This is a genomic window from Pseudomonas sp. R11-23-07 (assembly GCF_003852295.1).
GTDB lineage: Bacteria > Pseudomonadota > Gammaproteobacteria > Pseudomonadales > Pseudomonadaceae > Aquipseudomonas.
Map to the genome: position 1 here is coordinate 812,862 of NZ_CP027761.1, position 24,880 is coordinate 837,741.

15 protein-coding genes, 2 tRNA genes and 3 rRNA genes are annotated in these 24,880 nt (G+C 58.4%); 11 read left to right on the top strand and 9 right to left on the bottom strand.

All coding sequences use genetic code 11. The features are described 5' to 3' along the window. Positions 1–27 precede the first annotated feature (27 nt). Positions 28–1,119 carry a calcium:proton antiporter gene (locus C4J84_RS03445; RefSeq protein ID WP_124361142.1) on the top strand — a complete coding sequence of 364 codons (1,092 nt, stop codon included), beginning with the start codon at positions 28–30 and terminating at the stop codon, positions 1,117–1,119. A gap of 136 nt (positions 1,120–1,255) precedes the next feature. Here the strand turns inward: C4J84_RS03445 and C4J84_RS03450 are convergent, their stop codons facing one another. The 6 genes from C4J84_RS03450 to C4J84_RS03475 all read right to left on the bottom strand — a co-directional run bounded on the left by C4J84_RS03450 (position 1,256) and on the right by C4J84_RS03475 (position 7,337). Next, positions 1,256–2,614 carry an 8-oxoguanine deaminase gene (locus C4J84_RS03450; RefSeq protein ID WP_124434918.1) on the bottom strand — a complete coding sequence of 453 codons (1,359 nt, stop codon included), beginning with the start codon at positions 2,612–2,614 and terminating at the stop codon, positions 1,256–1,258. Positions 2,615–2,852: 238 nt separating this feature from the next. Beyond that, positions 2,853–3,539 carry an SDR family oxidoreductase gene (locus C4J84_RS03455; RefSeq protein ID WP_124365710.1) on the bottom strand — a complete coding sequence of 229 codons (687 nt, stop codon included), beginning with the start codon at positions 3,537–3,539 and terminating at the stop codon, positions 2,853–2,855. A gap of 57 nt (positions 3,540–3,596) precedes the next feature. After that, complete coding sequence (locus C4J84_RS03460; RefSeq protein WP_124434919.1) at positions 3,597–4,178, bottom strand: YigZ family protein; 582 nt, start codon at positions 4,176–4,178, stop codon at positions 3,597–3,599. Positions 4,179–4,190: 12 nt separating this feature from the next. After that, positions 4,191–4,850 carry a TetR/AcrR family transcriptional regulator gene (locus tag C4J84_RS03465; protein WP_124361147.1) on the bottom strand — a complete coding sequence of 220 codons (660 nt, stop codon included), beginning with the start codon at positions 4,848–4,850 and terminating at the stop codon, positions 4,191–4,193. A gap of 87 nt (positions 4,851–4,937) precedes the next feature. Beyond that, a complete protein-coding gene (locus tag C4J84_RS03470) occupies positions 4,938–6,332 on the bottom strand; it encodes a uracil-xanthine permease family protein (protein WP_124434920.1) in 1,395 nt (464 codons plus the stop codon). Between the two features lie 87 nt (positions 6,333–6,419). Beyond that, positions 6,420–7,337, bottom strand: coding sequence for a LysR family transcriptional regulator (locus C4J84_RS03475; protein WP_124369480.1), 918 nt, complete (start codon positions 7,335–7,337; stop codon positions 6,420–6,422). Between the two features lie 126 nt (positions 7,338–7,463). Here C4J84_RS03475 and C4J84_RS03480 point away from each other — a divergent pair, with 126 nt between their 5' ends. The 10 genes from C4J84_RS03480 to C4J84_RS03530 all read left to right on the top strand — a co-directional run bounded on the left by C4J84_RS03480 (position 7,464) and on the right by C4J84_RS03530 (position 19,868). After that, on the top strand, positions 7,464–8,813 hold the full coding sequence (locus tag C4J84_RS03480) for an aspartate aminotransferase family protein (protein ID WP_124369481.1): 1,350 nt from the start codon (positions 7,464–7,466) through the stop codon (positions 8,811–8,813). A 39-nt stretch (positions 8,814–8,852) separates the two neighbouring features. Further along, positions 8,853–10,346 (top strand): CoA-acylating methylmalonate-semialdehyde dehydrogenase, encoded by a 1,494-nt coding sequence (locus tag C4J84_RS03485; RefSeq protein WP_124369482.1) that lies wholly within the window; start codon positions 8,853–8,855, stop codon positions 10,344–10,346. Positions 10,347–10,917: 571 nt separating this feature from the next. Then, positions 10,918–12,454: ribosomal RNA gene (locus C4J84_RS03495) — 16S ribosomal RNA — on the top strand. A gap of 82 nt (positions 12,455–12,536) precedes the next feature. Further along, positions 12,537–12,613, top strand: a tRNA-Ile gene (locus C4J84_RS03500). A 30-nt stretch (positions 12,614–12,643) separates the two neighbouring features. Beyond that, positions 12,644–12,719 (top strand) — tRNA-Ala (locus C4J84_RS03505). A 249-nt stretch (positions 12,720–12,968) separates the two neighbouring features. Further along, positions 12,969–15,860: ribosomal RNA gene (locus tag C4J84_RS03510) — 23S ribosomal RNA — on the top strand. A gap of 165 nt (positions 15,861–16,025) precedes the next feature. After that, positions 16,026–16,141, top strand: a 5S ribosomal RNA gene (gene rrf, locus C4J84_RS03515). Together the 16S, 23S and 5S rRNA genes with 2 tRNA genes alongside form the textbook arrangement of a ribosomal RNA operon. A gap of 161 nt (positions 16,142–16,302) precedes the next feature. After that, entirely contained in the window at positions 16,303–16,962 is a 660-nt protein-coding gene (locus tag C4J84_RS03520) for a paraquat-inducible protein A (RefSeq protein WP_124369483.1), read from the top strand. Then, complete coding sequence (locus C4J84_RS03525) at positions 16,949–17,572, top strand: paraquat-inducible protein A (RefSeq protein WP_124361153.1); 624 nt, start codon at positions 16,949–16,951, stop codon at positions 17,570–17,572. The genes C4J84_RS03520 and C4J84_RS03525 overlap by 14 nt, the downstream gene beginning before the upstream one ends. Continuing rightward, the gene (locus tag C4J84_RS03530; RefSeq protein WP_124369484.1) at positions 17,565–19,868 is read left to right on the top strand and encodes a PqiB family protein; all 2,304 of its coding nucleotides are present in this window, start codon (positions 17,565–17,567) and stop codon (positions 19,866–19,868) included. Before C4J84_RS03525 ends, C4J84_RS03530 begins: the two co-directional genes overlap by 8 nt. Positions 19,869–20,037: 169 nt before the next feature. Here C4J84_RS03530 and mksF read toward each other — a convergent pair whose 3' ends face one another. Genes mksF through mksB form a run of 3 tightly spaced genes read right to left on the bottom strand, consistent with a single transcriptional unit; the run spans position 20,038 to position 24,849 of the window. Next, positions 20,038–22,878 (bottom strand): Mks condensin complex protein MksF, encoded by a 2,841-nt coding sequence (gene mksF, locus C4J84_RS03535; protein ID WP_124369485.1) that lies wholly within the window; start codon positions 22,876–22,878, stop codon positions 20,038–20,040. Next, the gene (gene mksE / locus C4J84_RS03540) at positions 22,875–23,582 is read right to left on the bottom strand and encodes an Mks condensin complex protein MksE (RefSeq protein ID WP_124365719.1); all 708 of its coding nucleotides are present in this window, start codon (positions 23,580–23,582) and stop codon (positions 22,875–22,877) included. Before mksE ends, mksF begins: the two co-directional genes overlap by 4 nt. Next, positions 23,572–24,849 (bottom strand): Mks condensin complex protein MksB, encoded by a 1,278-nt coding sequence (gene mksB, locus C4J84_RS03545; RefSeq protein WP_124369486.1) that lies wholly within the window; start codon positions 24,847–24,849, stop codon positions 23,572–23,574. The genes mksE and mksB overlap by 11 nt, the downstream gene beginning before the upstream one ends. Positions 24,850–24,880 lie beyond the last annotated feature (31 nt).

Below are 24,880 nucleotides of genomic sequence, written 5' to 3' on the forward strand. Positions count from 1 at the left end.
CTGATTTGCTGCACATAAAGGCCTCCCATGCTCACTTCCCTCAAGCAAGAAAAATTCATGCTGCTGGCGCTGATTGCCGCCATTGCCGCCTACCCGCTGGAACACTGGATGCTCCACAGCGGGCAGATTGTTGCATTGCTCGCGGGCCTCGGTTTGATCGCGTTTATCGTGATGGCATCGATGCGTGTGGCCCATCATGCCGAACAACTGGCGGAAAAGGTCGGCGACCCCTACGGCACCATGATCCTGACCTTGGCGGCCGTGCTGGTGGAGGTGGTGATCCTGGCGATCATGATGAGCAACGAGCCTTCACCCACACTGGTGCGCGACACCATCTATTCGGCGGTGATGCTCGATATCAACGGCATCCTCGGCCTGGCCGCGCTGATGGGCGGCATCAAGCATGGCGAGCAGTCCTACAACGATGATTCTGCGCGCACCTACAGCGTGATGATTCTCACCGCCATGGGCGTGTCGATGGTGGTGCCGGAATTTATCCCCGAGGCCGACTGGAAAATTTACTCGGCCTTCACCATCGGCGCCATGGTAGTGCTCTACACCCTGTTCCTGAGAATGCAGGTCGGCCCACACAGTTATTTCTTCAGCTACAGCTACCCGGAAAAACGCCGCAAGAAATTGCCGGAAGACGAGCAGGCGCCGCCCGTGAACCTCGCGTTCTCGATCGGCACCCTGGTGTTTGGCGTGATTGTGATTGGCGCGTTGGCCGAGGTCATGTCCAAGACCCTCGACCTGGGCCTGGAAGGCACGGGCGCGCCGCCAGTGATCACCGCGATTGTAGTGGCGGCTATTTCCGCCGCGCCGGAAATCCTCACCGCATTGCGCGCCGCCTTGGCCAACCGCATGCAGTCGGTGGTGAACATCGCACTGGGTGCCTCGTTGTCGACGGTGATTCTGACGGTGCCGGTCATGGAAGCGATGGCACTCTACAGCGGCCAGCCGTTCCAGATGGCAATGACGCCGGTACAGACGGTGATGGTGTTTATTACGCTGATCGTCAGCGCGATCAACCTCAATGATGGTGAAACCAATGCCATTGAAGGGATGACGCATTTTGTGCTGTTTGCGACGTTTATCATGTTGTCGTTGCTGGGGTTGTAACCCGATTTCAAGCACACCATAAAGCCAAATGTGGGAGGGGGCTTGCCCCCGATAGTGGTGGGTCAGCCAGCTTATATAGGACTGACACACCGCCATCGGGGGCAAGCCCCCTCCCACATTTTTAACTGTGTTGGGCTCAGGTTCCGGCGATCAACTGCCGGGCTGCCTGAGTGTGATCGGCGATCAGGCCTTTCAGGTCGAGGCCCTCCACTTGGCCGTCGATTACCCGCCATTGACCTGCAATCATCACCCGGTCCGCTCGATCGGCACCGCACAGCAACAGTGCGGAAATGGGATCGTGGCTGCCGGAGAAGCGCAGTTCATCCAGCTTGAACAGTGCCAGATCAGCCTGTTTGCCCACAGCCAATTCTCCAATATCCGTACGGCCCAACAACTGCGCCGAGCCTTTGGTCGCCCAGCCCAATACACCTTCGGGCGTGATTTTTTCTGCCCCGTAACGCAGACGCTGAATGTAAAGGGCCTGGCGGGTTTCGAGGATCATGTTCGAGGCGTCGTTCGAAGCGGAGCCGTCCACGCCCAGGCCGATGGGGGCACCGGCGGCGAGCAGGTCGAGGGTCGGGCAGATACCGGAAGCCAGGCGCATATTCGAGCTCGGGCAGTGGCAGATGCCCGTGCCGGCAGCGCCCAGGCGGGCGATTTCATCCGGATTGAAATGAATGCCATGGGCCAGCCAGGTGCGCGGGCCGAGCCAGCCGACGCTGTCGAGATAATCCACAGTGCGCAGGCCGAAACGCTGCAGGCAGAAGTCTTCCTCGTCGAGGGTTTCCGCCAGGTGCGTGTGCAGGCGCACGTCGAGGCTGTGGGCCAGTTCGGCACTGGCGCGCATGATCTCCGGGGTGACGGAAAACGGCGAGCAGGGTGCGAGGGCAATCTGGATGTGCGCACCGTCGCCGCGCTCGTGGTATTCGCGGATCAGGCGCTGGCTGTCGTCGAGGATCACTTGGCCTTGTTGCACGGTCTGCTGCGGCGGCAGGCCACCATCGGCTTCGCCCAGGCTCATGGAACCACGGGTGAGCATGGCGCGCATGCCCAGCTCGCGTACGCTGTCGACCTGCACATCAATGGCGTTTTCCAGGCCGTCGGGGAACAGGTAGTGGTGGTCTGCCGCTGTGGTGCAGCCGGAGAGCAGCAATTCGGCGAGTGCCACCTTCGACGCCAGGGCGAGTTTTTCCGGGGTCAGTCGGGCCCAGACCGGATACAGGGTTTTCAACCAGGGAAACAGCGGCTGGTTGACCACCGGCGCCCAGGCGCGGGTCAGGGTTTGGTAGAAGTGATGGTGGCTGTTGATCAGCCCGGGCAGGACCACATGCTCGCGGGCATCGAACACCTGCGCACAGGGTTGTGCAGGTGCTTGCCCCCGGGCCAGCACTTCGGTGATGACACCGTCTTGCAGCACCAGGCCGCCACGGGCATCGAGGCCATTGGCAGTGAAAATAGCGAGGGGGTTTTTTAACCAGATACGGGTCGCAGGCATTGGCCGGCTCCTCTGAATGATGGGTTCAGGTTTGCCAGCTCAGTGTTGCCCTGTCTGCTGATCCAGGGTCGCCGGTAAAGGCGAGGCGGGTAGATTACGTGTTGGTCCACGTGCAGGCAAGCGGACGCGGTCAGTGTGGGAGGGGGCTTGCTCCCGATAGCGGTGGATCAGCCAACTTATGTTTGGCTGACATACCGTAATCGGGGGCAAGCCCCCTCCCACAGGGTGATCAGTGTACTTACCAGGCGATGGTGTCGCCCTTGTAGTCCACGAAATGGTGACCGCCTTTGCCGGTGTAGGCATTTACCTGGTCCACCAGGCCGCGCACGCTGGTTTCGACGTCGATGTGCGCATTTTCGCCGCCCATGTCGGTTTTCACCCAGCCTGGGTGCAGCGATAACACCGTCGGCTTGTGTTCGCCCAGTTGGGTGACAAAGCTGTTGGTCATGGAGTTGAGCGCCGCCTTGCTGGCTTTGTACAACGCCAGATCCGAACCGTCGGGAATGGTGACGCTGCCCAGCACCGAACTCATGAAGGCCAGCACGCCAGTGTCCTTGCGGATCTGCCCGACAAAACGCTGGGCCAGGTTGATCGGGGCCACGGCGTTAGTGAAAAACAGTTGGCCGACTTCCGCCAGGGTCGCGTGGCCAGGTTCCTGGTTCGCCGGGCCCTTGACGCCGGCGTTGACGAACAGCAGGTCGAAGGTGCGGTCTTTCAGGCGCTGGGCCAGGGCGATCACGGCTTGCTGATCGTCCATGTCGAGTTTCTCGATCTGCACCGGGCCCACGGCTTTCAGGGCGTCAGCCTTATTCGGGTCGCGCACGGTGGCGGTCACGTCCCAGCCGTCCTGGAGCAGTTGCTTGACCAGGCCAAGGCCCAGCCCGCGTGAGGCGCCGATGATCAGTGCGGTTTTTGGCGTAGGCATGAAAAGCTTCCTTTAGAGTCGCGGTTCAGGGAGTTCAGCAAATAACAGTAACAGTTTTCAGCGTTGCAGCAGGATACGTCCACGGCTCAGGTCGGCCAGTTGGGCCTGCAGGGTATCCACCTGCTCTTCGCCTAAAGCCAGTTGCAGTTCGACACCGTTGGCGGTGAAGGTTTCCTCCACCACCAATCCGCCGAGGTCGGCAACACGCATTTTTACCAGGTTCAGCTCGGCGAATGCACAGGCGCAGCGCAAGGGTATGCGGCTGATCAGCTCGATGCGCTCGGCATTCTGCAGGCACTTGTTGGCGCCACCGCCATAGGCCCGGGCCAGCCCGCCGGTGCCCAGTTGAATGCCGCCGTACCAGCGAATCACCAGCACCGCGACCTGATCGAAACCCTGGGCTTCGATGGCCGCGAGGATTGGCCGCCCGGCGGTGCCACCGGGTTCGCCGTCGTCGTTGCTGCGGTATTGGTCGGCCAGTTTCCAGGCCCAGCAGTTGTGTGTTGCGTTGAGGTCGCTGTGCTGCTCGAAAAACGCCTGGGCGTCATGCGGGCTGGTAATCGGCGCCGCCAGGGTGATAAAGCGGCTTTTGCGGATTTCTTCACGAAATTCGCAAAGGCCTGTAAGCGTGAATGGCATAAGTCGCTTCGTTTATTGGGCCGGCTTGATGCCACAGCCTTTGAGAATGATGTGGATCAGGTTGGTGCCGGCGTCTTCCATATCCTGCTTGGTCAGCTTGGTGCGCCCCGTGACGCGGCAGATCTGGGTGGCGAAGTCGGCGTAGTGCTGGGTGCTGCCCCACAGCAGGAAGATCAGGTGTACCGGGTCGATGGGGTCCATCTTGCCGGCATCGATCCAGGCCTGGAACACTGCCGCACGGCCGCTGAACCAGGCGCGGTAGTCCTGGCTGAAATATTCGGTAAGGCATTCGCCGCCGCTGATGATCTCCATGGCGAAGATTCTCGAGGCCTGTGGCTGGCGTCGTGAGAATTCCATCTTGGTGCGGATGTAACGGGAAAGGGCCACGGCCGGGTCGTCCTCGGCGGTCAGCGCGTTGAAGGTGCTGTCCCACAATTCGAGGATATTGCTGAGCACCGCAATGTACAGGCCAAGCTTGTTGGTGAAGTAATAATGCAAGTTGGCTTTGGGCAACCCGGCGCTGGCCGCGATGGTGTTCATGCTGGTGCCCTTGTAGCCATGGCGCGCGAACTCATCTTCAGCCGCCTGGAGAATCGCTTGTTCGTTCTTTTGCCGAATGCGGCTGGCGGGTTTACCGGCGTGGTTGCTGTGGGCAGGAACTTCGAGGCTCATGGAGGTTTCCGTGCTGATCGATAGAGGCGACGTGTGCACAGATAACCCACCCTCAAGCCTCAGACAAGTGTTGATGCAATAAAACCGTCAAAGCGATTCCAGGGAGTCACTTTCGGGCGTGTGGTTTGCAACGGCGCCGGTGGTTTTGGCCTCGGGCAATAGCAGGCACAACACAATGGCGGTCAGGCCGCCGCTGGTGATGGCGGAGTCGAACAGGTTCTGCACCAGGGTCGGCATCAAGTGCAGCAAGTTGGGTTGGGCGGCGATGCCCAGGCCGACCCCGAACGAGGTGGCGATGATCAACATGCTGCGTCGATCCAGCGGCGCCTGCGCAAGAATTCGCACACCTGCCGCCGCGACGCTGCCGAACATCACCAGGGTCGCGCCGCCCAGCACCGGCTTGGGGATTTGCTGCAACACCGCGCCGATCATGGGAAACAACCCGAGACAAATCAACACGGCGCCGATGTACAAGCCGACGTAACGGCTGGCCACGCCGGTGAGTTGGATCACCCCGTTGTTTTGCGCAAAGGTGGTATTGGGGAAGGCGCTGAACGTCGCGGCGATCATGCAACTGACCCCATCACCCAGCACGCCGCCTTTGAGTCGGCTTATATAAGACGCACCGCTGATGGGCTGGCGGGCGATCATGCAGTTGGCGGTAAGGTCACCGACGGTTTCGATGCTGCTGATCAGATAAATCAGCGCGATTGGCAGGAAGGCGCTCCAGTCGAAGTTGAAACCAAAGCGAAACGGCGTAGGCAGGCTGATCAGAGGCAAGTCGGGCAAGGCGTGGGGCACCAGCTTGCCGCTGAACCAGGCGGCCAGGCTGCCGAGGGCCAGGCCGATGATGATGGCCGAGAGGCGTACCCAGGGCGTGTTGGAGCGGTTGAGCAGGATGATCGTCACTACCACGAACAGGCCCAGGGCCAGGTTGATGGGGGCGCCGAAGTCGGGAGCGTTGAAGCCGCCGCCGAGATCGGTGATGCCGACTTTTATCAGGCTGATGCCGATCAGCGTAATCACGATCCCGGTCACCAGGGGCGTGATGACCCGGCGCAGTTGGCCGATACAGCGGCTCAGCACGATCTGCACCAAGGCGCCGAAAAAGCACACGCCGAAGATCATCGCCAGGATGTCCTCAGGGCTGCCGCCGCGTTGCTTGACCAGAAAACCGGCGGACAACACCGCACCCAGAAAGGCGAAGCTGGTGCCTTGCAGGCAAATCATCCCTGCGCCGATACCGAACGGCCTGCGCGCCTGGATGAACGTGCCGACGCCGGAGACCATCAGCGCCATGCTGATCAAGTAGGGCAGGTGCGCGGTGAGGCCCAGGGTGGAACCGATGATCAGTGGCGGGGTGATAATGCCGACGAACGCCGCCAGCACATGTTGCAGGGCAGCCAGCAGGGCGGGCAGTGGTTTCGGACGGTCATCGAGGCCGTAGATCAGGTCGTTGGGGCTGGAGGATTCTGGTGGCATGGCGGGTCAACTCGGGGCGGACGGTTCAAGGTGCCTATGCCTTGCAAAAAACTGTCCACCTGCTCAGCTTTTTGTGCGAGGCCCGAACTAGCGCGTTGCTGCCAGGCTTTCCAGAAAACTCTCCAGCACCAAATGGGGGCGGCGGCCCTTGCGCGTGACCGATGCCAGGCTTAAATCGTAAAACCGTGTGGCCGATTTCAGCGCGCGGAGTCGGCCTTGTTGTACCCATAGGCTGGCGTAGTGATCGGGCAGGTAGCCTATATAGCGGCCGGTGAGGATCAGGAATGCCATGCCTTCGCGATCCGAAGCACTGGCCGTGCAATTGAGCGCCTGGTAGTGGGCCTGGATCTCGGCGGGCAAGCGGAAGGTCGGGGCGATGGCGTCCTGGCTGTCGAGGCGCGCGTCGTCCAGTTGCTTGTCGTCGGCGTAAAACAGCGGGTGGCCGACCGCGCAATAGAGCAGCGAACGCTCGCTGTACAGCGGTTGGTATTCCAGGCCGGACAACGCGCTGGCCTGGGGTACCACGCCAACGTGCAGACGGCCGTCGAGCACACCTTGCTCCACTTCATTGGGGGCGATCATGCGGATCTGGATCTGCACGTCCGGGCCGCGCTCTTTCAACTGCGCCAGGGCGTGGGTGATGCGCATATGGGGCAGGGTGACGAGGTTGTCGGTGAGGCCGATGATCAGCTCTCCGCGCAAGTGCTGGTGCAGGCCATTGACCTCGGTGCGAAAACTTTCCAGGGCACTCAACAGTTGCAACGCCGACTGATAGACCTCGCGGCCTTCTTCAGTCAATGAGAATCCGGCGCGGCCGCGTTGACAGAGCCTCAGCCCAAGGCGCTGTTCCAGGTCGCTCATTTGCTGGCTGATGGCCGAGCGACCTATCCCCAGTACGGTTTCCGCCGCCGAAAACCCGCCGCACTCCACCACGCTGCGAAAGATGCGCAGCAGACGGATATCAAAGTCGCTGACCTGGGCCAGGGGGTCGGGACGACGGCTCATAGTTTAGTGAAGTCCTGACTGAAGGTTAGAAGAGTTGAATTTCACCGACTTTATCCCCGTGGCAATTTAGCTGCAACAACGCTTTTTCAATCCCGACGCTGCCTTTTGCCTTGCGAGGTTTTGCTGATGAACATGCCGGAAAACGCCCCATCGTCCCTGGCCAGCCAACTCAAGCTGGATGCTCACTGGATGCCTTACACCGCCAACCGCAACTTTCAGCGTGATCCGCGCCTGATCGTGGCCGCCGAGGGCAGTTGGTTGACCGATGACAAGGGGCGCACGGTCTACGACTCGCTGTCGGGCCTTTGGACCTGCGGCGCCGGGCATACGCGCAAGGAAATCCAGGAAGCGGTGGCCCGGCAGTTGGGCACCCTGGACTACTCTCCGGGCTTCCAATACGGTCATCCGCTGTCCTTTCAACTGGCGGAAAAGATTACCGACCTGACCCCGGGCAACCTGAACCATGTGTTCTTCACCGACTCCGGCTCCGAGTGCGCCGATACCGCCGTGAAGATGGTGCGTGCCTACTGGCGCCTGAAGGGCCAGGCCACCAAGACCAAAATGATCGGCCGCGCCCGTGGGTACCACGGGGTGAACATTGCCGGCACCAGCCTTGGCGGCGTCAACGGTAACCGTAAGCTGTTTGGCCAGGCGATGATGGACGTTGACCATCTGCCGCATACCTTGCTGGCGAGCAATGCGTTCTCCCGTGGCATGCCGGAGCTGGGCGGTATCGCGTTGGCCGATGAGTTGCTCAAGCTGATCGAGCTGCATGATGCTTCGAACATTGCTGCGGTGTTCGTCGAGCCAATGGCCGGTTCTGCAGGCGTGCTGGTGCCGCCACAGGGTTATCTCAAGCGCCTGCGTGAAATCTGCGATCAGCACAACATCCTGTTGGTGTTCGACGAAGTGATCACCGGTTTCGGCCGTACCGGTTCGATGTTCGGCGCCGACAGTTTTGGCGTGACCCCGGACCTGATGTGCATCGCCAAGCAAGTCACCAACGGCGCGATTCCCATGGGCGCGGTGATTGCCAGCAGCGAGATCTATCAGACCTTCATGAACCAGGCGACGCCCGAGTACGCGGTGGAATTCCCCCACGGCTACACCTATTCGGCGCACCCGGTGGCCTGCGCGGCCGGCCTCGCGGCACTCGACCTGCTGCAGAAGGAAAACCTCGTGCAGAGCGTAGCCGAAGTCGCACCGCATTTTGAGAATGCGCTGCATGGCTTGAAGGGCAGCAAGAATGTGGTTGATATCCGTAACTACGGCCTGGCCGGAGCCATCCAGATTGCCCCGCGTGACGGCGATGCGATCGTGCGCCCGTTCGAGGCCGGCATGGCGCTGTGGAAAGCCGGTTTCTATGTGCGCTTCGGTGGTGACACCCTGCAGTTCGGGCCAACCTTCAACAGCAAGCCGCAGGACTTGGATCGCCTGTTCGATGCGGTCGGTGAAGTGTTGAACAAGATCGACTGATTTCTCCTTCTATATAGAACAACTTTTCAGGAGCCCTGCATGAGCCTTATCCAGCATTTGATCAACGGTGAATTGGTCAACGACAGCGGTCGCAGTGCCGACGTGTACAACCCGTCTACTGGCCAGGTGATTCACCAAGTGCCGTTGGCCAGTCGCGAAACCATTCAACAGGCGATCGACGCGGCCAAGGCGGCGTTCCCGGCCTGGCGTAATACGCCGCCGGCCAAACGGGCGCAGGTGATGTTTCGTTTCAAGCAGTTGCTGGAGCAGAACGAAGCGCGTATTTCGCAGTTGATCAGCGAAGAGCACGGCAAGACGTTGGAGGATGCCGCCGGTGAGTTGAAGCGTGGCATCGAGAATGTGGAGTACGCGTGCTCGGCGCCGGAAATTCTCAAGGGTGAATACAGCCGTAACGTGGGGCCGAACATTGATGCCTGGTCGGATTTTCAGCCGCTGGGAGTCGTGGCGGGGATTACGCCGTTCAACTTCCCGGCGATGGTGCCGTTGTGGATGTATCCGCTGGCGATTGTGTGCGGTAACTGTTTCATCCTCAAACCGTCGGAGCGTGACCCGAGTTCAACGTTGTTGATCGCGCAATTGTTGCAGGAAGCGGGTCTGCCTAAAGGTGTGCTGAGCGTGGTGCACGGTGACAAGGGGGCAGTGGACGCTTTGATCGAAGCGCCCGAGGTAAAGGCGCTTAGCTTTGTAGGATCGACGCCGATTGCCGAATACATCTATGCCGAAGCGACCAAACGCGGTAAGCGCGTGCAGGCACTGGGCGGGGCGAAGAACCACGCGGTGCTGATGCCCGATGCGGATCTGGATAACGCCGTCAGTGCCTTGATGGGTGCGGCGTATGGTTCCTGCGGCGAGCGTTGCATGGCGATCTCGGTGGCGGTGTGTGTGGGTGACCAGGTGGCGGATGCGTTGATCGCCAAGCTGGTACCGCAGGTCAAGGCATTGAAGATCGGCGCGGGCACCACCTGTGGCTTGGATATGGGGCCACTGGTGACGGGGCAGGCGCGGGACAAGGTCAGCGGCTATATAGAGGACGGTGTGTCGGCGGGGGCCGAGTTGGTCGTCGATGGTCGCGGCTTGAGCGTTGCCGGGCATGAACATGGGTTCTTCCTCGGTGGCAGCCTGTTTGATCGCGTGACCCCCGAGATGCGTATCTATAAAGAAGAGATCTTCGGGCCGGTGTTGTGCGTGGTGCGGGTGGACAGCCTGGAAGCGGCGATGCAATTGATCAACGATCATGAATACGGCAACGGCACCTGCATCTTCACCCGTGACGGTGAGGCGGCGCGTCTGTTCTGTGATGAAATTGAAGTGGGCATGGTGGGGGTTAACGTTCCGCTGCCGGTGCCGGTGGCTTATCACAGCTTCGGTGGCTGGAAGCGTTCGCTGTTTGGCGACTTGCACGCCTATGGGCCGGATGGGGTGCGGTTCTATACCCGCCGCAAGGCGATCACTCAGCGTTGGCCGCAGCGGGCCAGCCATGAGGCATCGCAGTTCGCTTTTCCGAGCCTGTAAGGTGGGTGAATAGAAGGCCGGCCCCTTGGGGCCGACCTTTGCGTTTTCTGGGCTTTTTGACCTATATGACAGAAATGTGAAAAAGAAGGTTGACGGCAGATTCTGTGCGCCTATAATTCGCCCCACTTCCGGCGCAGTCGAAACGGAAAACTCCTTGGTAAACAATTAGTTAAGTAGTTTTCGGCAGCAGGTTGCTTCAGTCCATCGAAGCCAAAAGGAAGTTGAAAAAGAGGTGTTGACAGCAGCGGGTAACGCTGTAGAATTCGCCTCCCGCTTACGAGAGATCGCAAGCGCAAGTGGTTGAAGTTGTTGAAGAAATCTTCGAAAACTTCTGAAAATAACCGCTTGACAGCAAATGAGGCTGCTGTAGAATGCGCGCCTCGGTTGAGACGAATAGCTCTTAACCAACCGCTCTTTAACAACTGAATCAAGCAATTCGTGTGGGTGCTTGTGGAGTCAGACTGATAGTCAACAAGATTATCAGCATCACAAGTTACTCCGCGAGAAATCAAAGATGTAACCAATGATTGCTGAGCCAAGTTTAGGGTTTCTTAAAAACCCAAAGATGTTTGAACTGAAGAGTTTGATCATGGCTCAGATTGAACGCTGGCGGCAGGCCTAACACATGCAAGTCGAGCGGTAGAGAGAAGCTTGCTTCTCTTGAGAGCGGCGGACGGGTGAGTAATGCCTAGGAATCTGCCTGGTAGTGGGGGATAACGTTCGGAAACGGACGCTAATACCGCATACGTCCTACGGGGGAAAGCAGGGGACCTTCGGGCCTTGCGCTATCAGATGAGCCTAGGTCGGATTAGCTAGTTGGTGAGGTAATGGCTCACCAAGGCGACGATCCGTAACTGGTCTGAGAGGATGATCAGTCACACTGGAACTGAGACACGGTCCAGACTCCTACGGGAGGCAGCAGTGGGGAATATTGGACAATGGGCGAAAGCCTGATCCAGCCATGCCGCGTGTGTGAAGAAGGTCTTCGGATTGTAAAGCACTTTAAGTTGGGAGGAAGGGCAGTTACCTAATACGTGATTGTTTTGACGTTACCGACAGAATAAGCACCGGCTAACTCTGTGCCAGCAGCCGCGGTAATACAGAGGGTGCAAGCGTTAATCGGAATTACTGGGCGTAAAGCGCGCGTAGGTGGTTTGTTAAGTTGGATGTGAAATCCCCGGGCTCAACCTGGGAACTGCATTCAAAACTGACTGACTAGAGTGTGGTAGAGGGTGGTGGAATTTCCTGTGTAGCGGTGAAATGCGTAGATATAGGAAGGAACACCAGTGGCGAAGGCGACCACCTGGACCAACACTGACACTGAGGTGCGAAAGCGTGGGGAGCAAACAGGATTAGATACCCTGGTAGTCCACGCCGTAAACGATGTCAACTAGCCGTTGGGAGCCTTGAGCTCTTAGTGGCGCAGCTAACGCATTAAGTTGACCGCCTGGGGAGTACGGCCGCAAGGTTAAAACTCAAATGAATTGACGGGGGCCCGCACAAGCGGTGGAGCATGTGGTTTAATTCGAAGCAACGCGAAGAACCTTACCAGGCCTTGACATCCAATGAACTTTCCAGAGATGGATTGGTGCCTTCGGGAACATTGAGACAGGTGCTGCATGGCTGTCGTCAGCTCGTGTCGTGAGATGTTGGGTTAAGTCCCGTAACGAGCGCAACCCTTGTCCTTAGTTACCAGCACGTTATGGTGGGCACTCTAAGGAGACTGCCGGTGACAAACCGGAGGAAGGTGGGGATGACGTCAAGTCATCATGGCCCTTACGGCCTGGGCTACACACGTGCTACAATGGTCGGTACAGAGGGTTGCCAAGCCGCGAGGTGGAGCTAATCCCAGAAAACCGATCGTAGTCCGGATCGCAGTCTGCAACTCGACTGCGTGAAGTCGGAATCGCTAGTAATCGCGAATCAGAATGTCGCGGTGAATACGTTCCCGGGCCTTGTACACACCGCCCGTCACACCATGGGAGTGGGTTGCACCAGAAGTAGCTAGTCTAACCTTCGGGAGGACGGTTACCACGGTGTGATTCATGACTGGGGTGAAGTCGTAACAAGGTAGCCGTAGGGGAACCTGCGGCTGGATCACCTCCTTAATCGACGACATCAGCTGCTCCATAAGTTCCCACACGAATTGCTTGATTCATTGAAGAAGACGAAAAGAAGCAGCCCGAAATTGGGTCTGTAGCTCAGTTGGTTAGAGCGCACCCCTGATAAGGGTGAGGTCGGCAGTTCGAATCTGCCCAGACCCACCAATTTTGTGTGGGAAACGCCTGTAGAAATACGGGGCCATAGCTCAGCTGGGAGAGCGCCTGCCTTGCACGCAGGAGGTCAACGGTTCGATCCCGTTTGGCTCCACCACTACTGCTTCTGTTTGTAGAAAGCTTAGAAATGAGCATTCCATCGTTGTGATGGTGAATGTTGATTTCTAGTCTTTGACTAGTTCGTTCTTTAAAAATTTGGGTATGTGATAGAAAGATAGACTGGACGTTACTTTCACTGGTAACGGCTCAGGCTAAGGTAAAATTTGTGAGTCGCTCTTAATTGAGTATGATCGAATTTTCGGCGAATGTTGTCTTCACAGTATAACCAGATTGCTTGGGGTTATATGGTCAAGTGAAGAAGCGCATACGGTGGATGCCTTGGCAGTCAGAGGCGATGAAAGACGTGGTAGCCTGCGAAAAGCTTCGGGGAGTCGGCAAACAGACTTTGATCCGGAGATGTCTGAATGGGGGAACCCAGCCATCATAAGATGGTTACCTTACACTGAATACATAGGTGTATGGAGCGAACCAGGGGAACTGAAACATCTAAGTACCCTGAGGAAAAGAAATCAACCGAGATTCCCTTAGTAGTGGCGAGCGAACGGGGACTAGCCCTTAAGTGGCTTTGAGATTAGCGGAACGCTCTGGAAAGTGCGGCCATAGTGGGTGATAGCCCTGTACGCGAAAATCTCTTAGTCATGAAATCGAGTAGGACGGAGCACGAGAAACTTTGTCTGAATATGGGGGGACCATCCTCCAAGGCTAAATACTACTGACTGACCGATAGTGAACTAGTACCGTGAGGGAAAGGCGAAAAGAACCCCGGAGAGGGGAGTGAAATAGATCCTGAAACCGTATGCGTACAAGCAGTGGGAGCCTACTTTGTTAGGTGACTGCGTACCTTTTGTATAATGGGTCAGCGACTTATTTTCAGTGGCGAGCTTAACCGAATAGGGGAGGCGTAGCGAAAGCGAGTCTTAATAGGGCGTCTAGTCGCTGGGAATAGACCCGAAACCGGGCGATCTATCCATGGGCAGGTTGAAGGTTGGGTAACACTAACTGGAGGACCGAACCGACTACCGTTGAAAAGTTAGCGGATGACCTGTGGATCGGAGTGAAAGGCTAATCAAGCTCGGAGATAGCTGGTTCTCCTCGAAAGCTATTTAGGTAGCGCCTCATGTATCACTGTAGGGGGTAGAGCACTGTTTCGGCTAGGGGGTCATCCCGACTTACCAAACCGATGCAAACTCCGAATACCTACAAGTGCCGAGCATGGGAGACACACGGCGGGTGCTAACGTCCGTCGTGAAAAGGGAAACAACCCAGACCGTCAGCTAAGGTCCCAAAGTTATGGTTAAGTGGGAAACGATGTGGGAAGGCTTAGACAGCTAGGAGGTTGGCTTAGAAGCAGCCACCCTTTAAAGAAAGCGTAATAGCTCACTAGTCGAGTCGGCCTGCGCGGAAGATGTAACGGGGCTCAAACCATACACCGAAGCTACGGGTATCACGCAAGTGATGCGGTAGAGGAGCGTTCTGTAAGCCTGTGAAGGTGAGTTGAGAAGCTTGCTGGAGGTATCAGAAGTGCGAATGCTGACATGAGTAACGACAATGGGTGTGAAAAACACCCACGCCGAAAGACCAAGGTTTCCTGCGCAACGTTAATCGACGCAGGGTTAGTCGGTCCCTAAGGCGAGGCTGAAAAGCGTAGTCGATGGAAAACAGGTTAATATTCCTGTACTTCTGGTTATTGCGATGGAGGGACGGAGAAGGCTAGGCCAGCTTGGCGTTGGTTGTCCAAGTTTAAGGTGGTAGGCTGGAATCTTAGGTAAATCCGGGATTCTAAGGCCGAGAGCTGATGACGAGTTGTCTTTTAGACGACGAAGTGGTTGATGCCATGCTTCCAAGAAAAGCTTCTAAGCTTCAGGTAACCAGGAACCGTACCCCAAACCGACACAGGTGGTTGGGTAGAGAATACCAAGGCGCTTGAGAGAACTCGGGTGAAGGAACTAGGCAAAATGGCACCGTAACTTCGGGAGAAGGTGCGCCGGTGAGGGTGAAGGACTTGCTCCGTAAGCTCATGCCGGTCGAAGATACCAGGCCGCTGCGACTGTTTATTAAAAACACAGCACTCTGCAAACACGAAAGTGGACGTATAGGGTGTGACGCCTGCCCGGTGCCGGAAGGTTAATTGATGGGGTTAGCTAACGCGAAGCTCTTGATCGAAGCCCCGGTAAACGGCGGCCGTAACTATAACGGTCCTAAGGTAGCGAAATTCCTTGTCGGGTAAGTTCCGACCTGCACGAATGGCGTAACGATGGCGGCGCTGTCTCCACCCGAGACTCAGTGAAATTGAAATCGCTGTGAAGATGCAGTGTATCCGCGGCTAGACGGAAAGACCCCGTGAACCTTTACTATAGCTTTGCACTGGACTTTGAATTTGCTTGTGTAGGATAGGTGGGAGGCTTTGAAGCGTGGACGCCAGTTCGCGTGGAGCCAACCTTGAAATACCACCCTGGCAACTTTGAGGTTCTAACTCAGGTCCGTTATCCGGATCGAGGACAGTGTATGGTGGGTAGTTTGACTGGGGCGGTCTCCTCCTAAAGAGTAACGGAGGAGTACGAAGGTGCGCTCAGACCGGTCGGAAATCGGTCGTAGAGTATAAAGGCAAAAGCGCGCTTGACTGCGAGACAGACACGTCGAGCAGGTACGAAAGTAGGTCTTAGTGATCCGGTGGTTCTGTATGGAAGGGCCATCGCTCAACGGATAAAAGGTACTCCGGGGATAACAGGCTGATACCGCCCAAGAGTTCATATCGACGGCGGTGTTTGGCACCTCGATGTCGGCTCATCACATCCTGGGGCTGAAGCCGGTCCCAAGGGTATGGCTGTTCGCCATTTAAAGTGGTACGCGAGCTGGGTTTAGAACGTCGTGAGACAGTTCGGTCCCTATCTGCCGTGGACGTTTGAGATTTGAGAGGGGCTGCTCCTAGTACGAGAGGACCGGAGTGGACGAACCTCTGGTGTTCCGGTTGTCACGCCAGTGGCATTGCCGGGTAGCTATGTTCGGAATAGATAACCGCTGAAAGCATCTAAGCGGGAAACTAGCCTCAAGATGAGATCTCACTGGGACCTTGAGTCCCCTGAAGGGCCGTCGAAGACTACGACGTTGATAGGTTGGGTGTGTAAGCGCTGTGAGGCGTTGAGCTAACCAATACTAATTGCCCGTGAGGCTTGACCATATAACACCCAAGCAATTTGCGTCGGCTCTTTAATCCAGAGCAACCAGATTGCGGTGTGTGAAGACGCAATGAACCGAAAGTTCGATGCTCACGAAACACCGAATTCTATCCCATACCCAATTTGCTGAAGCGAGGCCATCTGGTCACGACTCAGTACCCGAATTTCTTGACGACCATAGAGCATTGGAACCACCTGATCCCATCCCGAACTCAGTAGTGAAACGATGCATCGCCGATGGTAGTGTGGGGTTTCCCCATGTGAGAGTAGGTCATCGTCAAGATTAAATTCCGAAACCCCATTTGCGAAAGCAGATGGGGTTTTGTTTTGGGCGGTCGAAAAGTGCCAACACTCCCTCACCACCTCCGACAAATTTGCACAGTTATTTCTGAACCAGACCACTAGAATAGGCACCTAACCTTTTTTAGAGCCCGAGCCCTATTTATGCCCGATCCGGTTGATGCCCTTGAGGTGTCGGACTTACCCCTGGACGACTTGGTGGCATGCCATGAGTGCGACCTTCTGATGCGCAAACCCTCGCTCGCCCTCGGTGAGAAGGCTGAATGCCCACGTTGCGGTTACGAGCTCTACGCTCATCGTCACAATGTCGTCGAGCGCAGCCTCGCCTTGGTGCTGGCAGCACTGCTGCTGTATATCCCCGCGAATTTTTTACCCATCATGCAGCTCAATCTACTCGGGCAGTCCTCGGAGGACACCGTGTGGACCGGCGTAGTCGGCCTGTTCAACACCGGAATGCAAGGCGTTGCCGTCGTGGTTTTCCTGTGCAGCATGGGCATCCCCCTGCTCAAGTTGGTGTGCCAGCTGGCTGTGCTGCTCAGCATCCGCTGGAACATCGGTCGCAGTTATGGACTGCTGTTCTACCGCATCTACCACCATATGAAAGATTGGGGAATGCTGGAGGTCTACTTGATGGGCGTGCTGGTGGCACTTGTGAAGCTGGCTGACATGGCCTCCATTACGCTTGGCTTGGGTCTGGTTTGCTTTGTAAGTCTGTTAATGGTTCAGATTCTGCTCGAGGTGGTGATGTCACCCCACCAGATCTGGCAAGCGCTGTCAGGAGAGGATGACCATGCGGGCAATTGATGCAGGCATTCTGATTTGTACCGAATGCCATGAGTTGAACAAGCAGCAAGCCGATGCCGATGAGCAACTCTGCACCCGTTGCGGTGCGCTGATCCACCCGCGTCGTCCCAATAGCCTCATACGCACCTGGGCACTGCTGGTGACTGCGGCGATCCTGTACATCCCGGCCAACCTGCTGCCGATCATGACCGTCAACTCTCTCGGCCAAGGCGACCCGAGCACCATCATGTCCGGCGTGATCCAGCTGGTACAGCACGGCATGTTTCCGATTGCCGCCGTGGTGTTCATCGCCAGTATCCTGGTGCCGACGTTCAAGCTTGTGGGTATCGGCCTGCTGCTGTTTTCGGTGCAGCGCCGGCAACCGCTGTCTGCGCAACAACGCATTATCATGTACCGCTTTATCGAATTCATCGGTCGCTGGTCCATGCTGGATATCTTCGTGATCGCCATTCTGGTGGCGGTCGTAAACTTTGGGCGACTTGCCAGTGTCGAAGCCAATCTCGGCGCTGCAGCGTTTGCCAGTGTGGTGATCTTGACGATGTTTGCCGCAGTAACCTTCGATCCCCGACTGATTTGGGATAACACGGAGTCGGATGACGACCATGAGTGATTTGCCTAAAGCTAAAACCCGCCCTGCGTCCAACTGGTCGGCCATCTGGGTGTTGCCCCTGATCGCCCTGATCATCGGTGGCTGGCTGGGGTGGCGTGCCTACTCCCAGCAAGGTATCGAGATTCAGGTCCGCTTTGAAAGCGGCGAAGGCATTCAAGTCAACAAGACCGAAGTGGTCTACAAAGGGATGACGGTGGGCAAGGTCAAGGCCTTGGCGCTGGATGACGAAGGCAGCAATCGCGGGGTGATTGCCACCATCGAGATGAACAAGGACGTCGAACAATACCTCAAGACCAACACCCGCTTCTGGCTGGTCAAGCCCAGCGTCAGCCTCGCCGGCATCACCGGCCTGGAAACCCTGGTCTCGGGCAACTACATCGCCGCAAGCCCGGGGGATGGTGAGCCCACCCGCAAATTCAAGGCGCTTTCCGAGGAGCCGCCGTTATCCGACGCCAAGCCCGGCCTGCACCTGACCCTCAAGGCTGATCGCTTGGGTTCGCTGAACCGTGGCAGCCCGGTGTTCTACAAGCAGATCCAGGTGGGTCAGGTCAAAAGTTACTTGTTGTCTGAAGACCAGAGCACTGTCGAGATCAAGGTTTATATCGAACCGACCTACGCCAACCTGGTGCGCAAACACACGCGTTTCTGGAATGCCAGCGGCATCAGCATCGACGCCAATCTGTCCGGTGTGAAGGTGCGCAGTGAATCCCTCTCCAGTATCGTCGCCGGTGGTATTGCCTTCGCCACCCCGGAAAACCGCAAAGACAGCCCGCCAACCGACCCGAGCCTGCCTTTTCGCTTGTACGAGGATTTCGACGCCGCCGCCGCGGGCATCAAGGTCAAGGTCAAACTCACCGATTTCGAAGGCCTGCAGGCTGGTCGCACTCCTGTGATGTACAAAGGTATCCAGGTCGGCAGCCTGAAAACCCTGAAGATCGACCCGGACCTGACCAGCGCCAGCGCTGAATTGACCCTTGACCCATTGGCCGAAGACTACCTGGTTCAGGACACGCAATTCTGGGTGGTCAAGCCGTCCATCTCCCTGGCCGGCATTACCGGGCTGGAGGCCTTGGTCAAAGGTAACTACATCGCCATCCGCCCCGGCGACAAAGGCACCCCGCCACAACGTGAATACGTGGCGCGCGCCAAGGCGCCACCGTTGGATCTGCGCTCCCCAGGCCTGCACATGGTGTTGCTCACCGACAACCTCGGCTCGCTGGATGTCGGCAGCCCGATTCTGTACAAGCAGGTCAAAGTCGGTTCGGTACAGAGCTACCAGTTTTCACGCAAGAAAAAGCAATTGGTGATCGGCGTTCATATCGAGAAAGAGTATGAAAGCCTGGTCAACGGTTCGACACGTTTCTGGAATGCCAGCGGTGTCACCCTCACCGGCGGGCTTACCGGTGGTATCCAGGTGAAAAGTGAATCCCTGGCCAGTCTGATGGCCGGCGGCATCGCCTTCGAAACGCCGGAACCGAATGTGCCGCTGAAACGACGCATCCCCCGTTTCCGCTTGTTTGCCGATCGTGAGGCTGCCAATCAACATGGCACCCTGGTCACCATCAAGGTCGATCGCGCCGACGGCTTGAGCCCAGGCACGCCGGTGCGCTTCAAAGGCCTGGAAGTGGGCAAGCTCGAGAGCGTGGACCTGAGTGCCGACATGCAATCGGTGCTGCTCAAGGCGCGTATCACCCAGGTTGCGGACCGTATTGCGCGGGTTGGCAGCCAGTTCTGGGTGGTCAAGCCGGAGTTGGGCCTGATGAAGACAGCAAATCTGGAAACCCTGGTCACCGGTCAATACATCGAAGTGCAACCGGCCGCGAAAAACGCCGGCGCGCAGAAGAGCTTTGTCGCCCTTGCCCAACCGCCTGAAACCGCCCGTCAGCAGGCCGGCCTGAGCCTGACACTCAGCGCCGCACGCCGTGGTTCGCTCAAGGAAGGCGTGCCCGTCACCTACCGTGAAGTCACCGTGGGCAAAGTTACCGGCTATGAGCTGGGACAGACCGCCGACCGTGTCCTGGTGCACATCCTGATCGAGCCCAAATACGCGCCGTTGGTACGCAGTGGCAGTCGCTTCTGGAACGCCAGCGGCTTCGGGCTCGACTTCGGCTTGTTCAAGGGCGCGACGGTGCGTACCGAGTCCCTGGAGACGTTGGTTGCCGGCGGTATCGCCTTTGCCACGCCTGAAGGCGAACGCATGGGTAACCCGGCACGGCCGCAGCAGACCTTTGCACTGTTCGACAAGTTTGAGGATGAGTGGCTGACCTGGGCGCCGAAGATTCCACTCGGCAAGTAGACCGAGGCGCGGCTATCGGGAGCAAGCCCCCTCCCACGTTCCGATGTGTGAATACATTCAAGTGTGGGAGGGGGCTTGCCCCCGATGAGGCCTTAAAAATCACTGCAAAACCCACAAAAAAGGCCGCGATCCAAACGATCGCGGCCTTTTTGCCTTTCAGCGCTACACGTCAGACGGCATCCAGCTCCGGCTCGTCCGCCTGCACGTTCAGCGTGGCCTTCACCGCATCGTGACGACGGATATATTTCCAGTCCGCCTCATCAATGTAGATGCCGTTCGGCCCGCTGCCGCCTTCCAGGTCGATCGCCACCTGGGCAGACACCTGCGGCTTCACGCTGGCCAGGATCGGCACGAAGCCCAACTGCAGGCTGGTTTCCAGCAACGCTGCCTGGTTCTTCTCATCGATATCCGCCGCCTCGTCGAGGTAGTACGGCAAGCGCACGCGACCAGCCTGGTCGCGGTCCATCAAGTGCAGCAACAAGTACATGTTGGTCAGCGCCTTGATGGTCATGGTGGTGCCGTTGGACGCGGCGCCGTCGATGTCGGTATGAATCACTGGTTGGCCGTTCACCTTGGTGATCTCGAACGCCAGCTCGAACAGGTCCTTGAGGCCCAGTTGGTTATGGTTGGCCGCCACGAGGCGGGCCAGGTATTCCTTGGCTTCTTCGTTCTTGTTGTCCTGCTCGGCGCTCTGGCTGAGGTCGAACACCGACAACGTTTCGCCTTCCTCATACTGACCGGCGCTGTGGATGATCTGGTCGATATGCTTGAGGGCTTCCTTGTTCGGCGCCAGCACGATGCGAAAGCTCTGCAGGTTGGAGACCTGGCGCTTGTTGATCTCGCGGTTGAACAACGCCAGTTGGTGTTCCAGGCTGTCGTAGTCGCTGCGGATATTGCGCAAGGTCCGCGCAATATCGGTGACGGCCGCGCGGCGCGCCTTGCCCAGGGTCAATGCCTCATCGGTACGGTGCGCATAGGCGTTGATCAGCAGTTGCAGACGCCGCTCCATGTCGTCCTCGCTGTCGAACTTGGCCACACCCTTGAGGCGCACCTGCGCATACAGCGCTTCGATCTGGCCATCGGCACGCAGCAAGCCTTGCCAGCTGTCCTGATAGTCGTTGAGCAGCGGCAGCAGGTTGTCCATGGAATCGTCGACCGGGTCCATGAACGGCGTGCCGAACGGCAGGTCCGCCGGCAATAGCTGGCGCCGGCGCAACGCGTCGTCCAGCGTACGCTGCTTGGCTTCCATATCGCCAATCTGGCGGCCGACCAATTGCAGCTTGGCCGACAGCTGCTGGACTCGCTCGGTGAACGCATCGCTGGAGCGCTTCAGTTCATCCTGGGCCGCTTCCATCTGCGCGAGGTGTTCCAGCTTCTCGCCTTCCTCCGCGCTCAGGGTTTGGGTGCGGCGGAAATCTTCCAGCGCCTTCTGCGCGTCCAATACCTGCTGGTACAGCGCTTCGGTCTGGGTCTTGCTCGCCGCTCGGTCGGAAGCGACCGCTTGCTGGGTTTTCAGTTGCTTGAGTTCTTTTTCCAGGCGCTCTTTCTGGTCGCGCAACGCCGCGCGATCCGCCAGGGCCTGCAACGCCGGAGGCTCGATGTGCGAGATGTCGATGGACAGCCCCGGCACTTCGAAACGCTCGCCCTTGAAACCATCGAGGATCTGTTCCAGGGATTTGACCCACTGGCCTTGCTCATCCAGCGTGATGCCATGTTCACCTAGAGGCAGGCTGAACAACGCGCTGTTGAACAGGCGCATCAAGCGCTCGACATCCTGTTGCGAGAATTCTTCGCGCAGCTTGGCGTAGCTGTTGTTGTCCGCGTGATCAAGCTGCTGCCTGACCGACTTCAAGCGTTTTTCCAGGTCGCGCAGACGCTCGTCCAGGTCCTCGGCGCTGAACTGACGCGACTGCGCCAGCGCACCCGCCAATTCGTCGTGAGCGTCCTTGGCCGCGAGCAGTTGCTGCTCCAGCACCCGCACATCATCGACCAGCGCGAAGCGATGCTTGAGCACCGACAACTCGCCCAACCAGCGTTGGATGCCACTGATCTCGCGCTCCAGGCGCATCAGCTCCTGGGTGCCGCCACGCTGGTCGTTCTGCAGCGCATCCTGCTCGTTGCGATAGTGTTCGGCCTGGATCGTCAGCTCTTCCTTGCGCGCACTGGCGTAATCCGACCAGGTGCCCAACAGCGAATCGAGCAACGGCGACAGGCGATGCAATTTGCCGCGCAAAATGTCGCGCTGTTTCACGCCATTGGCGAGTGCTTCGACCAACGGCCCGGCGGCCACCAAGGAGTTGTAGTCCTGCTCCATGCGCCGTACATCGCGGAAGGCTTCTTCGCACGCGGCGATGTAATCGACGCTGCCGGAGCGCAGGCTGTGTTCAAACGCATCGAGGAACAATTGCTTGAGCTTGGCTGCGGTGATTTCGCGCATGTGCAGCAGGTTGATGAACAACGCGCGGAAGGTCTTAAGACTCTGCTCGCTGGTGGAGCGCAGTGGGATCAGCGTCAGGTCCAGCGGGATCGAGGTGTGGCCGCCCACCAACAGGCGCCGCAGTTCGTCGGGCTTGAGTTCATAGGCCTTCAGGCCTTCGCGCTCAAGGTTGGTGAACAGTTCTTTCTGGCGCAGGCAGGTATCGTTTTTCTGATAGTGGGCCAGGTCCAGCTTGCCGGCATAGGCAAAGAACTGATGACCGAAACCACCGCCCGGGCCGCGCCCGACCACGCCAATCACATGCGGGCCGTGGGGCAGCGAGACTTCCACGAGGATGTAGCTGGTGTCGGTGGCAAAGTAGAAGCGTCGCGATTGCTCTAGCGTGTACTTGCCGAAACTCATGTCCGACATGCGCGCCAGGATCGGGAACTGCAAAGCGTTGATCGACGCGGATTTACCCAGGTTGTTCGCGCCATACACCGACAGTGGCTCTTCCAGCGGGAACAAACCCAGGCTGTAGCCGGCGGTATTCAACAGGGCGAAGCGGCGTATGCCGTAGCGTTCCTTACTCATGCGTCGGTCTCCTGTTCTTCGGCAATGGCGCGGGCGAGGGCGTCTTCTTCGCTGTCTTCGGCGAAGTCACTCAAGTCCAGCGGGTCATCGGTCTTCAGCAGTTTTTCATCGCTGTCTTCGTCGATGATCACCGGCGCAGGCAACGGCAAGACGCTGTGCACACTGGCGGCGAGGTCGCGGTCCTGCTGCACCGACAGGCATACATCAAGGAAACGGTGCATCGGCGGCAGGAAGCGATAGATGCCGTTGTCTTCGCTGGCGAAACCCAGCTGAGTCATGCGGCGCATGATTTTTTCTTCGAGTTCTTCCTGGGTCTGCACTTCGGCCTGGATAAACAGGTCGCGGTATTTCTCCAGTAACGACGGCAGTTCATCGCGGCCCAGGCTGCCGCCATCGAGCACGGCAACCGGGTCGCGGCCCTGGTCGGCCAGGTGTTCGACGAGAATGAAGGTGAACAACGCCAGGCGCTGGGCGGTCTTGTTTACCTGCGCGCTGGCAATCGCGGAGTCCGGCACGAAGTAGTAGAAGCCACGGGTATCGCAGACCAGCTCAAAGCCCAGGGCCTTGAACAGCGTGCGGTACTGGTCCTGGAAATTCGACAGTTGTGCGTACAGCTCCGGGTCGCGGCGGCTGACGTGGTAGCCCTTGAACAGCTCGCGAAAGATCGGCGCCAGCTGGGACAGTTCGGATAGATCAAGATGCATTTGGGATGCTCGCAGAGTGCTCGGCCGCGTCAGAGCTGGCCGGGAGCAGGGCGAAGGAGCGCAGGCTGACCTGGTGCTCGTGGGTGTGGTAATCGCGGCGTTCCAGGCGCTCGCGCTTGAAGCGTTTTTCCCGCGAGAGCCGCGAGAACCAGTACAACAATTCGTCGGTCGCGCCGTTCGGCTCCTGCTCCAGCAGCCAGGTCATCAGGTCCGGCATCGGCAGTGCGTCTTCGCAGCGCTCGAGCATTTCCTTGACCGTTCGCGGTGCGCGCGGGGCTTCGCCCTTGTGGGTTTTGTGCGCCTTGGGGAAACGCGCCGGTTTCGGCTCGAAATTCGCCAGGGCATACACATACGCCTCGACCTGGCTGGCACTGCCGAGGAAGGTGCTTTGCGGCCGGCTGAACATTGGCATGGCAGCCTGCGGCACCGCGTCCAGCCCTTTGCGGCGAATGGCCGACAGGGCCAGCGCCGCGCCACGGGTCACGGCGTTGTGCCGGCGTGCTTCTTCGCGCAGCGGCAACAGCAGCTCGCGCGCATGACGCAGGGTCAGTTGGGCGCTGGTCTGCATCTCGAGGATGCGCGCGTGGGTGCGCAGCAGCATGTCGTCGTCCACTAGGTGGCCGAGACGCTGCTGCTCGGTGAGCATGCGCAGCAGCACGTTTTCCACCTTGCGCACGCCTTGCTCGAACGCGCCGTCGGCGTTCACCAGTTGGATCATCGGTTCGACGTATTCGTCCCAGGTGGCCAAGACCTCGGCGTAACGCTGGCGCAACGGGATCTGCCGGTCGCTGGTCTTGGCGCGGTCGGCCACGGCAGCGAGGGCCTGTTCGTCGTTGGCGAGTTTTTTCAGCACATCCCGCACGCGCATATCCAGCAGGCGCAGTTGTCGGGCGAGGTCGTGGCCATCGCGGATGTCGAAGGCGTCCTGGATATAACCGGCCAGGCGCTCGAGATGACGCAGGTAAGCTTCGATTTCCAGGCACAGGCCAAGCCGGTGCTCCTTGCGAAGATACGCCAGGAAGTCGTGAATCTGCGCGTTGAGCTCGAAGCGGTTCGGGCTCTTGGCCACCGGCACCAGGATATCCAGGCGGATCCACACGTCCAGCAGGCTGGTGATGTCCTGGGGCGTGCTGTCCAATTGTTGGGCGGCCAGTTGCGCGCGCAGTTCGCCCAGGCTCAGGGTGCCTTGGTCGAAGTGTTCGCACAGTGGCTCAAGTAAGGCCCAGTGTTCGGCGAGGGCGCGCAGGACGCGCTTGGGTTCGATCATGGGAAAGGCCGGCTGGTTGGCGATTAAAAGT

What these genes read in the sequence shown, in the direction of transcription:
- C4J84_RS03445 (WP_124361142.1), top strand. Translation starts at nt 28, where the DNA reads ATGCTCACTTCCCTCAAGCAAGAAAAATTCATGCTGCTGGCGCTGATT.
- C4J84_RS03455 (WP_124365710.1), bottom strand. Translation starts at nt 3,539, where the DNA reads ATGCCTACGCCAAAAACCGCACTGATCATCGGCGCCTCACGCGGGCTG.
- C4J84_RS03450 (WP_124434918.1), bottom strand. Translation starts at nt 2,614, where the DNA reads ATGCCTGCGACCCGTATCTGGTTAAAAAACCCCCTCGCTATTTTCACT.
- C4J84_RS03485 (WP_124369482.1), top strand. Translation starts at nt 8,853, where the DNA reads ATGAGCCTTATCCAGCATTTGATCAACGGTGAATTGGTCAACGACAGC.
- C4J84_RS03520 (WP_124369483.1), top strand. Translation starts at nt 16,303, where the DNA reads ATGCCCGATCCGGTTGATGCCCTTGAGGTGTCGGACTTACCCCTGGAC.
- C4J84_RS03460 (WP_124434919.1), bottom strand. Translation starts at nt 4,178, where the DNA reads ATGCCATTCACGCTTACAGGCCTTTGCGAATTTCGTGAAGAAATCCGC.
- C4J84_RS03475 (WP_124369480.1), bottom strand. Translation starts at nt 7,337, where the DNA reads ATGAGCCGTCGTCCCGACCCCCTGGCCCAGGTCAGCGACTTTGATATC.
- C4J84_RS03525 (WP_124361153.1), top strand. Translation starts at nt 16,949, where the DNA reads ATGCGGGCAATTGATGCAGGCATTCTGATTTGTACCGAATGCCATGAG.
- C4J84_RS03465 (WP_124361147.1), bottom strand. Translation starts at nt 4,850, where the DNA reads ATGAGCCTCGAAGTTCCTGCCCACAGCAACCACGCCGGTAAACCCGCC.
- C4J84_RS03530 (WP_124369484.1), top strand. Translation starts at nt 17,565, where the DNA reads ATGAGTGATTTGCCTAAAGCTAAAACCCGCCCTGCGTCCAACTGGTCG.
- C4J84_RS03480 (WP_124369481.1), top strand. Translation starts at nt 7,464, where the DNA reads ATGAACATGCCGGAAAACGCCCCATCGTCCCTGGCCAGCCAACTCAAG.
- mksE (WP_124365719.1), bottom strand. Translation starts at nt 23,582, where the DNA reads ATGCATCTTGATCTATCCGAACTGTCCCAGCTGGCGCCGATCTTTCGC.
- mksB (WP_124369486.1), bottom strand. Translation starts at nt 24,849, where the DNA reads ATGATCGAACCCAAGCGCGTCCTGCGCGCCCTCGCCGAACACTGGGCC.
- mksF (WP_124369485.1), bottom strand. Translation starts at nt 22,878, where the DNA reads ATGAGTAAGGAACGCTACGGCATACGCCGCTTCGCCCTGTTGAATACC.
- C4J84_RS03470 (WP_124434920.1), bottom strand. Translation starts at nt 6,332, where the DNA reads ATGCCACCAGAATCCTCCAGCCCCAACGACCTGATCTACGGCCTCGAT.